Raw genomic sequence first — 14,505 nt, 5'->3', positions numbered from 1 at the left:
TATTAAAATTTATTGAGAAATTACCTTCTGTATTACATAGTCACCAATGTTAGCACCTTGTTTGGCTCCGTAGTCGATAGAGTCTTTGAAATGGATACCGCCATAAAAGCGAGAAATAGCGGCTTCCGAAGCTGCTTGTTTAAATGATTTGAACGAACGTTTTGGTATACCAAATTCAACCTCGACAACATCGGTATAAGCAAAGTTATCGCCTACTAAATGGGTAAGCAGCGTAGCTACTGCCGAAGAAATCACACTGTGTCCACTGGTATATTCTGGAAAAGGTGGGGTTTGTAGTAATCCTCGCCAATTGGGGTCAATTTGTTGATTGATGACAGTTTCGGGTCTGATTCTATTACTTCTGTACTTTTCATCCCAACACGATATAAAAGCATCTGCCATCGTAATGCCTACCATAGCGTGCCAGCGTACGGCTTCGGCTAAATTTACTTTTTTCTGTAAACAGGCTATGCCTGTAATACCCATCCAATGTCCGCCAGGAGATATTTTTTTTGTTCCGAAACTAATGTGCCCTTTTTGATTCAAGAAAAATGGATTACAATCCCAAAAATTAGCAATATGAATTTGTTCTTTTGTAAGATGCTGAGTAGCATCATAAACTTCTTTAGCAAGCTTAAAGAATGTACTGTTGGGGTCTTTGCTATAAGGAATAGCAGGTTCTGGCTTAAACTGAGCGGCACTATCCAATACAAAAGGACGGAGGGTTCGCCAGTGTGGTTCGTAGGCTTCGGTATATGCTGGAGGTGTTGGCTGCCAGAAACCTTCTTTATTGATAGGTGTGTAGCGTAAATAGCCACTTGTTTTTACATAGCCGTCTTTGGCTGCATATTTTACCAAGCGTTTCACCACAGAATCGGCATAGGCAACAGAGGTTTGTAGTACTTGTGAAGATATTTTACCTGACTGTTCTAGTTGTTTTACCAATTCTTTACGAGGGTTTTCGAGGGTATAGCCCGATGGCAATAAATCTTCGCCCATTCTCAATAAAGCATAAATAGCGGCAAAATCCTCAGCGATTGGTGCTTTAGATTTTAAATCATCAAAATTAGGATAGGCATTCAGCTTTCCTTTGAGTTTTACCAATTTGGTATTAGTAGTATTCTGTGATAAAATTTCATAAGGAGCTAAATTGGCATAAGCATAATAACGTGCAGCAGCACATGGGCCAGTAACATCGCTTACCATCACGTCGGTTAATTGCTTTAAGGCTTTTACATAAGCCTTTGTGTCGGTCAATGAAGGGGTTTCTTTCGCTAAAGTAGTATTTTGGAATATCACTCCAAAGCATATTAGAGCATATATCCATCTTTGTGTTTTCATTTTTACCAGTATTTATATTTTATTGAGTGATTGAGTGAATTGTGATTGAGTGAGTTAGTGATGAGTAATTTTTTGAAAAAGATATTGGTTGGAGAACTCAAAATATTGGGCTGCCGTTTGACCTAACCACTCAACCACTAGCTCACAATTCACTCAACCACTAGCTCACAATTCACTCAATCACTAACTCACAATTCACTCAATCACCAACTCACAATTCACTCAATCACCAACTCACAATTCACTTAATCACCAACTCACAATTCACTCAATCACCAACTCACAATTCACTTAATCACCAACTCACAATTTACTTAATCACTAACTCACAATTTACTTAATCACTAACTCACTTTTCACTCAATCACTAACTCACAATTCACTCAACCACTAACTCACAATTTACTTAATCACTAACTCACTTTTCACTCAATCACTAACTCACAATTCACTCAACCACTAACTCACAATTTACTTAATCACTAACTCACTTTTCACTCAATCACTAACTCACAATTTACTCAATCACTAACTCACTTTTCACTCAATCACTAACTCACAATTTACTCAATCACTAACTCACAATTTACTCAATCACTAACTCACAATTTACTCAATCACTAACTCACAATTCACTCAATCACTAACTCACAATTCACTCAATCACTAACTCACAATTCACTCAATCACTAACTCACAATTTACTCAATCACTAACTCACAATTTACTCAATCACTAACTCACTTTTCTAATAATTGATAACTCGAAACAGTATCATTATTTCTAAAAAAGTGTACTTGTTGACCATTTTTATTCTTAGTAGTAATAATATCCCGAACTTCGCCTTTTACCTGAAAACCTGATTGATACTGTGGCAAATAATCAAAATGACAACGACCTTTATTGATGAAAAGCATACCGTAGTTAGCATCCATTTTTCCTATTTTAATACGAGTATGAAACTGATTACCCCCTAAAATCAAGTCTTTTAATCCATCTTTATTAATATCTATCAAAGCAATTGCATAAACTGGAGCAAATTGAGCTTCAACAGGTAATGCAATAGGCTGAAACGTACCATTGCCTTTGTTTTCTAATACGATTGATTGGAAAGTATTGGCTATTAGTGTATCAGCTAATTTAAGCTGTTCGGGAGTTAGCATATCCTTCAATTCGGCATCGGCATAAGAAGCATAATTAGTAAATTTTCGTCGCAAAGCAAACATTTGATTGAGGGCTTCATCACGACTTACCAGTGGATACGATTTCCCTTGAACATAATAACACAAAAATGGGTCAACGGCTTCATTTTGGTCAAAATCGCCATATACTAAAGACACAGGTTCTTTATCAGAAGGTTTCAACTGATTATTGATGCCATAATTTCCCAAAACTACATCCAAATCGCCGTCATTATCCAAATCAGCTACCTCCATCGTATTCCACCACCCTTTCAATTCATCACCTATAATAGCCTGTTTGTTTTGTACAAAAGTTCCTTTGTTATTTATCCAAACACTTATGGGTTGCCAATCGCCAGCCAAAATCAGGTCGTCCCAGCCATCTTTATTGATGTCTAAGCTTTTGGCTGTAGTAATCATACCTAGCTTTTCAAAAGCTGGTGCTAAGGTTTTTGTGACATCCGTAAAAAAGCCTCTGCCATCATTTTGTAATAATCGACTCGTTACTGTGAGTGGATATGCCCCAGGCACTCCCCTTCCACCAATAAATAAATCTAAATCGCCATCATGGTCAAAATCTAGAGCAGTAACACAGGCATCACTATTCAAATCGCCTGTTAGTAAGTTGTCTTCAGTTTTGGTGAAATGTCCTTTTCCGTCGTTGAGATATAACCTATCTTGTAACAATAAATCGTCTGGTAAATAGGCATATCCGCCACTTACTACATACAAATCGAGGTCGCCATCGTTATCGGCATCAAAAAACAGTGCATCGGTATCGGTACACATAATATCCGATTCGATACTTGCTTGCTCTGTACCTAGCCATGAACCATCTGATTGTTGAAGTACGATAGCTCCCGACTGCCCTTTTGAGCCACCAATATACATATCTTCCAAGCCATCGCCATTGACATCACCTTTGGCTACTTTTGGCCCAACATACGATAACATATTGGGTAATAATAATTGTCGTTTAAAATCATTATAATCGTCTTCAACATTTCCATAAGGAATAGTGTCATTTTTGATAGGAACAAAAACATTTTTGACAACTTGAGCTATATTGCTTTTTGTACTTTTCTCGATACTTACATTTAAAACCTGATTTGCCTTTACTGACTTAAACACCTGAGTTGTCTGATTGGTAAAAACTACCTTAACGCTATCAATCGAAGTATTTTCACCTACTCCAAAATGCAGGGGCATCAACATACATGACTGAAAACCACGGGTTGGATAATGCTCACGATATTGCATTTTTCCTTGATAATATATCCACACTTTAGCCCCATAAGTATTACTTTTGGCCATATCGCCAAGCTGAACTGTCAAATAATGTTGAGATTTTTGCTCATTTTGATAAATTGTAACTTCTTTATTGACATTGTTAGTAATTATTTCGAGGTCACCATCATTGTCTAAATCAGCATAGACAGCCCCACTCGACAACAAAAGTTGGTCGCAATGCCAATCTTTGGTTTTATTCTCAAACTGGAGTTTTCCGTTATTTCTAAAAATATAGTTTTGTGTAGCAGTAGAGGGCATTTCTTTTAAAATATCCATCATCGCCGTCGGATTTCCCTGAGCTGCCTTGAGTTCTTTGTCTGCATAAAACTTCATAAAGTCCATGTTGGTATAGTCACGGAGGTATCCATTCGTAACAAACAAATCCTTATATCCATCATTATCAAAATCAGCCACCAAAGGCGACCAACTCCAATCGGTATTAGAAATACCCGCTAACTGAGCGATTTCACTAAAAGTACCATCACCATTGTTGAGTTGCAGCATATTTCGCATAATTTGGTGATAAAAACCATTGCGAATCATACTTTTATAATTCTCATAATTTTCGGGGCCATACAACAGCTTTTGACGGCGGTTGTCTTCTGGTAGCATATCAAGGGTAAATATATCGGGGAAGCCGTCGTTATTCATATCTACCACCTCATTTCCCATCGAAAACTGGCTCAAATGCCCAACCGATTCTTCTAATTTATCGGTAAAAGTGCCATCGCCATTGTTGATATATAAGTAATCTTGTTCTATATAATCGTTAGAAACATAAATATCAGGCCAACCGTCGAGATTAATATCGGCAATGGCAATACCCAAACCAAAACCCAAAGGATTACCTTTGATATTGGCTTGTACACTTACATCTACAAACTTTCCATTTTCATTTTTGAGCAAACGGTCGCCAGCAGTTTCATCACGCTGGGCTTTTAGCACCGAGGCATCAAAGCGTTTATAATCTTTGATGCTATGGTTGAGTAAAAAGCAATCTAAATCACCGTCTTTGTCGTAGTCAAAAAATGCTGCTTGTGTAGAATTTGTGGGTAAATCAAGGCCGTAGTCGGCTGCTTTTTCTAAGAATTTGAAGTTTTTTTGATTGATATAAAGTTTATTTCGACGAGCATTGGCGTCACCATCGCCCGAATAGCATACATAAATATCGAGCCAGCCATCTTGATTAATATCGACGAAGGTTACGCCTGTTTTCCACCCCCCTTTACTGACTCCTGCTTGTTGAGTAACATTTTTAAACTTTAGATTTCCAAGATTTTGGTAAATTTGGTCTTGTACCATATTACCAGTAAAGTACAGATCGAGTAGGCCATCGTTATTCAAATCGCCTACAGCCACCCCACCTCCATTGTAAAAATATTCATACGCTAATACATTGTGTTTTTCGGTTTCGGTCAACTGATTTACGAAAGTTACACCAGACTCGGAAGAAGGGACAAGCCTAAACTGGGCATTTACAGAGACTGTAATCAACCCAAGGAACATTGGTAATAGCAATGAAAAAGTCAATTTCATACGATTCTCAAGCGGGATAAATATCAGTTAACAAGATACAACTTTAAATAAGTAAGATACAAAAAATTGGACTTCTCTATTATTCAAAATGCCTCCGTAAACAGAGGCATTTTGACAATAGCTTCAAATATATTAAGTTGTACATTGGGCTTTAGGTTTGGACTAAAACCCAATAGGACATTATTACTTATCCCACCACATACGTGTTGTAAACAAGTCGGCACCTTGTTGTGCTATTGCTGCATTGTATTTAGCAGCATTTTTACTTGCTTCCGACTGCGGGTATTTCAAACGGCGAGGAATAACACCACCAGTTTCGTTACCAGGGTAGTTAGTAGCCTTCAATACAGGGTATCCAGTACGTCTCCAGTTGGCATACGCTTCGTACGAGTTCAAGAAGTTAACAGCCCAATATTGTGTATGTATTTGTTGCATCTGAGCTTCGGTAGTAGTTGCAGTATATGGATGAGCCGTCAAATAAGCAGTTACAGCAGCATCCGAGATAGTTGCACCGTACAAACTAAACATTTTCATAGCAGCCGTAACACCTTTGTTATAGTGAGTAGCCGCTTGGCCATCACCCCAACCACGCACTGCAGCTTCTGCCAATAAGTACTCAACTTCTGCATAAGTTTGGAATACTGTTGGAGCAGCAGGACTAGCGATGTAGTTTAGGTTTGCTTCAGAATATTCAGCCAAAGAGTTATCTGTCCAAGTTGGAATCAAAGTTTTGATTGTCGTATTGTCATAACCGTTTGGTAAACCCTTTTGTACAGCAGGAGCCGAGCTTGTTGGTAATTGTGTAGCATCGGCATTACCTTGCCACAAAGTAGCAATATAAGGCAAACGAGGGTCGTTGTTGTCTTTCAAGAAAGAAACAAAAGTACTACTCAATTTACTGTTAGCTTTACCTTTTAAGTTAGCGGCATCATACTCCTGAGTTTTCAAGGTATTACCATCTAAGTTACGGTTGTTATCATTAGTATCTTGGTGATTGATTTTAGCAATATCATCATTGCTTTGCATTACACCAGCACTAATAGCTTTTTTCACCCAAGTTTGAGCAGAAGCAGCATCTACTTTTGTCATACGCATACCCAAACGAAGCATCAATGAGTTGGCAAAACGCTTCCATTTTGTTACATCACCACCGTATACAGGGTCAGCAGTACCATAAGTTGCTTTTGAAGCGTCTAAAGCACCACCAGCGGCTTCCAATTCTTTCAACAAATCAGCATAAATATCAGCTTGTTTGTCATATTTTGGAGAATACGCATTTGACAAATAACCTTTACCAGCCTCAGAGTAAGGAATATCTCCGTAAAGGTCAGTCATACGGCTATAGATATAAGCTCTCCAGATTCTAGCAATATTGTACTTGTTGCTCAAAGCAGTGTTATCTTTTGTCAAAGCTACAATTTGCTCGATTTCTTTTACTTGGTTTTGGTAACCAGTATCAAAGTAAGCACTGTAATATTCAACATTCGACAAGTACTTATCGCCCGACCAGTAGGTAGTTAATGAAGCAAAATGCTGAATCATTGCACCACAGTAAATCAAATTGGCACGGTGGTTTTCGTATCCAGTACCTGCAGTTTTAACGATATTATAAGTAAACAAGTTTTCTAAAACTGGGTCGGTAAGAGCGTTAGGGTTTTTGTTCATTTCTTCAAACCCACTATCGCATGATGACACTAACAACGAGGCAGCCGTTAGCATACCTGTTAGCATTAATCCTCTTTTTTGTTTTATATATCTAATCATTATTTCAAAAGTTTTGAGTAAAAAAACTAGAATTTAGCCATTAAGTTCAAGCCAAAACTACGTGTTGTTGGCACACCAAACATTTCCAAACCTTGAGCATTACCGTTGTTATAAGTCGATTCTGGGTCAATATTTGGTACGTTGTTGAACAACATCAACAAGTTACGAGCTACAAAAGAGATACTCAATGATTGAATTGGTGTTTTACCCAATACAGATTTAGGGAAAGTATAACCAAATGTCAATTGTCTTAACTTAGCAAAGTTGGCATTGTACACAAACTCGTCAGTAATGGTAGTTGAAATACCTGTAAAGTAATCTTGAGCAGAGATAGTTTTAGTAAACGCCTCACCATTTTGGTCAACACCTTTTACTGTTACACCTGTTTCTCTGATATTGTTTTCAACTGTTCTTTGAGTCAAGCCGTATCTTGTAGCAAAAGCATTTGTAGCAGAATACAACGAAGCTCCAAATTTAGCATCAATCAAGAAACTCATATTGAAGTTTTTATAGCTAAACGAGTTAGTTAAACCCATTGTTACTGGAGGAACACCTTTACCTAATTGAGTAAATTCGCCTTGGATTGGCAAGCCTGTATCTTTGTTATAAACGACATTACCGTTAGCGTCTCTTTTAGCTCTGTAACCAGCAATCATACCAAATGGCTGTCCTTCAAAGTGATAGATATAAGCATTACGAGTTCTTGACTCGTCCATTGAAAGTGTTTTCAAACCATCTGCTATTTTCACAACTGTGTTGTCGTTGTAAGCAAAGTTGTAGCTAACATCCCATTTAAACGAGCTTGTTTTTACTGGAGTACCTGTCAATAACACCTCAACCCCTTTGTTTTCAACACGACCTACGTTCAACAATACGTCTTGGTAACCACTCGCAGATGATACTGAAGCTTTTACGGCATCGTTGGTTGTAGTACGGTTATAGAATGTTAAGTCGATACCCAAACGGTTATCCAAAGTTTTTAATTCAATACCCAATTCAGATGTTGTAGTTGAGTTAGGTTTCAAAGTCGAGTTTGGAATTGTGTTTGTTCCGATATTCATCAATGGGTAAGAGAAATATGGGTTTGACTGCAACGTATATGGTAAGTTCAAAGCATATTCGTCAGGATAACCACCACCTACAGTAGCCCACGATGCACGTACTTTACCGTAAGATAACCAGCTTGGACGTTCGCTCAAGGCATCAGAGAAGATAAAACCTGTACTCACACCTGGATAGAAGATATTGTTGTTGCTAGGAGCAAGAGTAGAGAACCAGTCTTCACGACCTGTCAAAGTTAAGAACAAGATATTTTTGTAAGAAAGGTCGGCCGAACCATAAACAGAGTTTACAGCACGTTTTCTGTACTCGTAGTTCCAGTTACTTGAAATCAAGTTGCTAGGGAAATAGTTGAACGGAACGTTGAACTGGCTACCACTAATACCTGTAGCTTCGTTTGTTCTCAACATTTTGTTACCTCCAACAAAAGCATTCAAAGAAAGGTCACCAAATTCTTTTTTGTAACCTACCAATACCTCAGCGTTAGTTTCAATAATTTTTCTTTCGCTCTGGCTTAAGCTACCACGAGTGCTATAAGCAATACCCGTTGGTTCAATTTGCCAGTATTTCAATTGGTTGTAGTCTGTTCCTAAACGACCTCTTACATACAAATTATCGTCGAAGTTGTATCTCAAACTGAATGAACCCATAAAACGGTTACGATCATCAGTATTTTTTACTTTAGTAGTAGCAAAGTATGGGTTTTGAGCATACACGTTGTCGTTCCAAAGAGCTTCATAGCCACGGCTATCAACACCTGGAGCCAAAGTACGAATGTCGATACTTGTTGCCAACAATTGAGCTGCTACGTTCGGGTTTTTAGGAGTATCCGACAAGAACGAGCGGTTTTCACCTTTTTCAACGTTGTACTGCATTACACTCTCAAACACCACTTTGCTAGAAAGATTAGCGTTTGTATTCAAGTTGAATGATTTACGACTGAAAGTTGAATTAGGTACAACACTTTTTGAATCAGCATTCGACATCGAGAAACGGAAGTTTACATCTTTGTTGCCACCCGATACAGCCAAAGTATTTGAGAAAGTACTACCTACATTGTAGAAATTCTTGATATTATCTTTTTGAGCTACATAAGGACGAGACACACCGTCGGCTTGAATTACCGAAGAACCGTCTAGTTTAGCACCCCACGACAATCTACCAGCGGCAATAGCTTCGTCGGCAGTTGTTGGTTTGGCACCACGAGTACCAGCACCATACTGGTATTGGTAATCAGATAATTTCAATGGCATTTCAGCCGTATAAGTAGAGTTAAAATCAACGCCTATTCCTTTTTGAGATTTACCACTTTTTGTTGTAATCAAAATTACCCCGCTACCAGCACGGAAACCGTAAAGAGCAGCAGATGCACCACCTTTCAATACTGTTACCGACTCAATATCGTCTGGGTTGATTGAGTTCAAGCCATCGCCTGTATCAAAACCACCCCACATACCAGCAGAGTTTACGTTGGTGTTGTCGATAGGTACACCATTGATTACATATAAAGGCTGGTTGTTACCACCCAAAGAACCATTACCACGAATAATTACACGGCTCGAACCACCTGGGCCAGTTGCAGTACTGGTAGCGTTTACCCCTGCAATTTTACCAGAAAGGGCATTACCAAGGTTCAATTCACGAGCCTGAGTAAATTCGCCCCCTTTTAGTTCGGTTACGGCATAACCAAGAGCTTTTTTGTCTTTCTGAACACCCAAAGCTGTTACTACCACTTCGTCTAGGTTTTGAGTAGTAGCTTCCAAAACAACATCAATAACCGTACGGTCGCCAACTTCTACATCTTTTGATGAAAAGCCCAACGAACGAAAAACCAAAACACCACCTTTAGGAACATTAATAGTATAGTTACCCGAAGCGTCGGTAACAGTTCCTTTGGTAGTTCCTTTAAGAAGGATGTTAACACCTGCCAAAGCAGATTGATTACTGTCCACTACTTTTCCTTTGACTGGCGTTTGTGCAAAAATACTTTGCCATGAAAGGAATAATAACGCAGTAAATAGGAAGGTAAATTTACTTCTGCATGCTTTCATTTTATAAATGATTTCTGTGAAAAAATAGAAAATGGATGAATAATTCTAAATGGTAAAATAGAATGAATGTAGCCAGAACAGCTATGGGGGATTACAACTAACAGTAAAAGATTTCATCATGGGATTAGGTTGATTTTAAAGTGAAAATTGGGATACTAATTATTAAATAATATTATTTTAAACTCTTGTATTCTACAAAAAACACATATTTATCTCAGATAAAATCAAATTATTATGCGATATTAATAAAATATTTTAATAACTTAACAAAAAAAATATATATACTTTCTACATCACAAATTAAATAAATAATATCCAAACAAAATAAAAATACATTAAAATATCTTTAAAACAGAATATTATTCGCTTTTTTTTTGATAATATTACAAAATAAATGGCAAATAGCAAGGGTTTTGATATTACAAAGAGTATTTGTACTTAATTATATTTTTAAAATATATTAATAATCTAAGTATTTATAAGCAGTTACCCACAAAGCAGTATGTACTTTAAAAACTTAGCCATTAATCTTGTTGTTGTAAATGTTATTTTTTTGTTCTTTTGTAGCATTGTACCTAGTTTATTATCCTTAAAACACTTTATTTCAATTATTTAGAAAAAACCTATTCAATGGGATGATACCTAAATACAACACTTAATAATTTTGCCCATCTTATGTCTGAAATGTACAAATTTGTGTCCGACCCTGAAGTTTTAGAGAAAGAATCTATTGTTGATTTAAAAAAGAATCGACTTAAGAAAAAGCTTTTACAACGCTTGTACACTGGCGGCAACTATACCATTGCTCAATTAACCAAACACCTACATACAAGTGTGCCCTCGGTTACCTCTTTAATAGAAGAACTCATCGATGAAAAATGGGTGATTGAAGTGGGCATGGCCGACGTACAATTGGGGCGAAAACCTATTCTGTATAGTTTGAATCCTCATGAAAGATATATCCTTGCTCTTGATATAACCACGTACTATTCTAAGGCAGCGATTCTTAACCTTCAAAATAAGGTTGTTTATATGGAAGACATCGACTTATTTTTAGAAGATAGCCCTAGTATTTTCGATGCTCTGGTGGGTGGTATTCGTAGTTTTCTTGCCAATTCTAAGCTCGATTCTAGTCAGCTTATTGCTATAGCTCTTTCTATGCCGGGCCTTATCAATCCCAAAAATGGACTGAATTATACCTATCCCAAAATTGCACCATACGGAAAAAGCTTAGTGGCTATGATTAAAAGTCGCTTGCAAATTCCTGTTTATATTATCAATGATACCCAAGCTACCATTCTGGGCGAACACCATTTTGGACTTGCCAAAGGGATGCAACACGTTTTTTCGGTAAATATGGATTGGGGAGGAGTGGGCCTTGGGGTACTTACCAACGGCCATATTTTGCAAGGCGAATCGGGCTTTGCTGGCGAATTAGGCCATATTCAGGTACGACCCGATGGCGAACTTTGCCACTGTGGCAAAGTAGGTTGCTTGGATACCGTTACAAAGGCTTCTTATTTGATCAAAAGAATTAAGGAGTTGCTAAAAGAAGGAAAAGTGTCGCAACTTGCCAATAAAAATATAGAACAAATTGATATTGAAATGGTAATAGACGTAGCCAACCGTGGCGATGCCCTTGCTATTGATTTGTTACACGATATTGGTAGAGAAATGGGCAAAGGGCTTTCGATGGCCGTACACTTGCTCAACCCTAAGTCCATTATTATCAACGGAGTATTGGCCAAAGCTGGCAAATTTATTAGTAATCCTATAGAACAAGCGATCTATAAATTCTGTTTGGCCGACTACAAAGAAAACCTCAGTATCGAAATATCAGAACTGGGCGAATCCGCCAAAATATTAGGCCTGCAGGCTTACGCCATGGAAAAGATTTTGGCAGAAGATTAATGCAACTAACGTATAAAGATATTGAGTGAATGAGTGATTATTGTTGAATATGTTTTTCACCCATAGAGATGCAATGCTTTGTATCTAAAGATGAGTCTTCCCGCCTTTTTTGATTAATAGTCAATAAATACCTAACATTTGTGTGCTTTTTTCCAATAAATACAAACAGGAGGTCTCTATTGTAAATTATCCCAAAATTCAGGATGACTCATCTTGATAAATGATGATTTACCAAATTATCGCTCTTTTTTCGGGAGCAAGATACATTTTGTTAGTACTTTTTACATTGAAAGCCTCATAAAATGGCTCGAAGTTCATTAATGGCCCATTTATTCTGTATTGTTCGGGCGAGTGAGGGTCTGTACTGATACGTACACGCATGGTTTCGTCACGGTTTTTCATACGCCAAACCTGTGCCCAGCTCAAAAAGAAACGCTGAGCAGGTGTAAATCCATCGATTTTTTCTGTTGATTTAGCTTGGTCTGTCAATAAAAATGCCTCATAAGCCAACGTTATACCTCCTATATCGGCTAGGTTTTCGCCCAATGTTAGTTCGCCATTTACATGCAGATTGTCTAATACGGTAAAACTGTTATACTGATCTACAACTATTTGTGCTTTAGCCATAAACTTTTTGGCATCTTCTTCTTTCCACCAATCTTTCAAATTACCATCGGCATCGTATTGGCGGCCTTGGTCATCAAACAGGTGTGTCATTTCATGACCAATTACAGCACCTATTCCTCCATAATTGATGGCATCGTCGGCTGCATTATCAAAAAATGGAAACTGCAAAATTCCTGCTGGAAAAACGATTTCATTGAACGATGGATTAGCATAAGCATTTACTGTAGGTGGTGTCATTCCCCATTCTGTTTTATCGACAGGCTTGGCTAGTTTGTCGAGGTTTTCTTGATAGCCAAAAGCCGCTATTTGCATCATATTATCATAGTATTTGGCTGGGTCGATACTAACTCCTTTGTACGACTTCCATTTTTCGGGATAGCCAATTTTATTGATAATTTTATCCATTTTCACCAAAGCTTTTTGCTTGGTTTCGGCCGACATCCAGTCGAGCTTTTCGATTCGCTGGCGATATACTTTTTGAAGATTATTAACCAAGGTTAGCATGCGTTCTTTGGCTTCAGGTTTGAAGTATTTTTTTACCCAAAGCTGCCCTAGCAAATCACCCAATCCGCTATCGACTTGGTCGGCTACTTTTTTCCATCGTTCAGATTGCACTTGCTGGCCGTTCAATACTTTGCCATAAAAATCAAAACGAGCATCACGAAATGCCTTGTTCAAATAAGGTGATGCTTGGTCGAGTAAGGCTACTTTTTCACGTAGCTTTACTACCTCGATGGGCGTAGTATTGAGGGTCTGGTACAAAGCCGTATAATAGGCTGGCTGTGACACCAAAACGGTATCTACTTTTAATTGAAGATTGCTAAGAAAAGTTTTCCAATCCATTGGAGCTACTTTGCTCAGAGCCGAAACGGCAAACTTATGGTAATTTTTTACGGGATCACGCAATTCAACTGGTGACTTATGTGATTTGGCCAAAATGGTTTCAAATGCTAATACCTCTTTGGCTTGTTTTTGTGCTGTTGTTGAATCTACACCCGACAAGCTCAACAATTTGGTAAGGTATGTCAAATAAGCATTTCTTACTTTTTGGGTTTCAGGATCGGTTTTTACATAATAGTCTTTTTCGGGCAAACCCAATCCAGCTTGTCCAAAATTAACCATATTTTTGGTAGAGTTTTTATCGTCAGGATAAATCCCAAATCCAAACAAAGCCCCACCCCTATTGCTCGGGTTTTTGCTGACAAAATCTAAATATTGGGCAACCGTTTTGATAGATTCTATCTGAGCCAACGTACCCTTAATAGGTTCTATACCCAATTTTTCGATAGTGAGTGTGTCCATACCCGACGCATAGAGGTCGCCTACCATTTGTTCTACCGAACCTTTCGAGCCACCAGTTTTGGCAACCTCCTCCAAAATATGTTTGGTTTTGGTTAAGTTATCTTCCGACAAAACATAAATAGAACCCCAACCCGATTGGTCGTCGGGAATTTTGGTATTTTTCAACCACTTGCCGTTGGCGTAGGTTGCAAAATCATCGGCAGGATTAGCTGTAGAATCCATTCCTGTCAAATCAAAAAAGCTAGTTCTTGTATCTGCATTATTGTGGGTTTGGCAAGCCACCAAAGCAATACATGCCCATGTCCAAATGGCTATTTTGGTTAATTTCATAAGTTTGTTAAATGATTTTTGCCTGTACAACGAAGGTATTTTGGGCTTATCTATCAAGATATTGTTACTGAACATCTTTGGGTAATAATACCATCCATAACTCCATTACAAGC

General features: G+C 38.0%; 6 protein-coding genes. 1 reads left to right on the top strand and 5 read right to left on the bottom strand.

The genetic code is table 11. The features are described from left to right. Nucleotides 1–9 precede the first annotated feature (9 nt). The 4 genes from FLEMA_RS0103090 to FLEMA_RS0103075 form a co-directional block, all read right to left on the bottom strand. The gene (locus tag FLEMA_RS0103090) at nt 10–1,341 is read right to left on the bottom strand and encodes a vanadium-dependent haloperoxidase (RefSeq protein WP_026994195.1); all 1,332 of its coding nucleotides are present in this window, start codon (nt 1,339–1,341) and stop codon (nt 10–12) included. A gap of 740 nt (nt 1,342–2,081) precedes the next feature. Then, the gene (locus FLEMA_RS0103085; protein WP_026994194.1) at nt 2,082–5,348 is read right to left on the bottom strand and encodes a VCBS repeat-containing protein; all 3,267 of its coding nucleotides are present in this window, start codon (nt 5,346–5,348) and stop codon (nt 2,082–2,084) included. A gap of 183 nt (nt 5,349–5,531) precedes the next feature. Beyond that, entirely contained in the window at nt 5,532–7,112 is a 1,581-nt protein-coding gene (locus FLEMA_RS0103080) for a SusD/RagB family nutrient-binding outer membrane lipoprotein (RefSeq protein WP_052353933.1), read from the bottom strand. 26 nt (nt 7,113–7,138) lie between these two features. Beyond that, nucleotides 7,139–10,222: a SusC/RagA family TonB-linked outer membrane protein gene (locus tag FLEMA_RS0103075; protein ID WP_026994192.1), complete on the bottom strand. Its 3,084-nt coding sequence runs from the start codon at nt 10,220–10,222 to the stop codon at nt 7,139–7,141. A gap of 675 nt (nt 10,223–10,897) precedes the next feature. On the opposite strand from FLEMA_RS0103075, the gene FLEMA_RS0103070 reads away from it, so the two are divergent. Next, nucleotides 10,898–12,133: an ROK family protein gene (locus FLEMA_RS0103070; RefSeq protein WP_229359339.1), complete on the top strand. Its 1,236-nt coding sequence runs from the start codon at nt 10,898–10,900 to the stop codon at nt 12,131–12,133. A 228-nt stretch (nt 12,134–12,361) separates the two neighbouring features. On the opposite strand, the gene FLEMA_RS0103065 is transcribed toward FLEMA_RS0103070, so the two are convergent. Continuing rightward, nucleotides 12,362–14,392 carry a M13 family metallopeptidase gene (locus tag FLEMA_RS0103065; RefSeq protein WP_026994190.1) on the bottom strand — a complete coding sequence of 677 codons (2,031 nt, stop codon included), beginning with the start codon at nt 14,390–14,392 and terminating at the stop codon, nt 12,362–12,364. Between the last annotated feature and the right edge of the window lie 113 nt (nt 14,393–14,505).

Origin of the sequence: Flectobacillus major DSM 103, assembly GCF_000427405.1 — a bacterium.
Lineage (GTDB): Bacteria > Bacteroidota > Bacteroidia > Cytophagales > Spirosomataceae > Flectobacillus > Flectobacillus major.
Note: the sequence above shows the minus strand (reverse complement) of the source record. Positions and strands in the feature narration are given on the sequence as shown.

What these genes read in the sequence shown, in the direction of transcription:
- FLEMA_RS0103070 (WP_229359339.1), top strand. Translation starts at nt 10,898, where the DNA reads ATGTCTGAAATGTACAAATTTGTGTCCGACCCTGAAGTTTTAGAGAAA.
- FLEMA_RS0103090 (WP_026994195.1), bottom strand. Translation starts at nt 1,341, where the DNA reads ATGAAAACACAAAGATGGATATATGCTCTAATATGCTTTGGAGTGATA.
- FLEMA_RS0103080 (WP_052353933.1), bottom strand. Translation starts at nt 7,112, where the DNA reads ATGATTAGATATATAAAACAAAAAAGAGGATTAATGCTAACAGGTATG.
- FLEMA_RS0103085 (WP_026994194.1), bottom strand. Translation starts at nt 5,348, where the DNA reads ATGAAATTGACTTTTTCATTGCTATTACCAATGTTCCTTGGGTTGATT.
- FLEMA_RS0103075 (WP_026994192.1), bottom strand. Translation starts at nt 10,222, where the DNA reads ATGAAAGCATGCAGAAGTAAATTTACCTTCCTATTTACTGCGTTATTA.
- FLEMA_RS0103065 (WP_026994190.1), bottom strand. Translation starts at nt 14,392, where the DNA reads ATGAAATTAACCAAAATAGCCATTTGGACATGGGCATGTATTGCTTTG.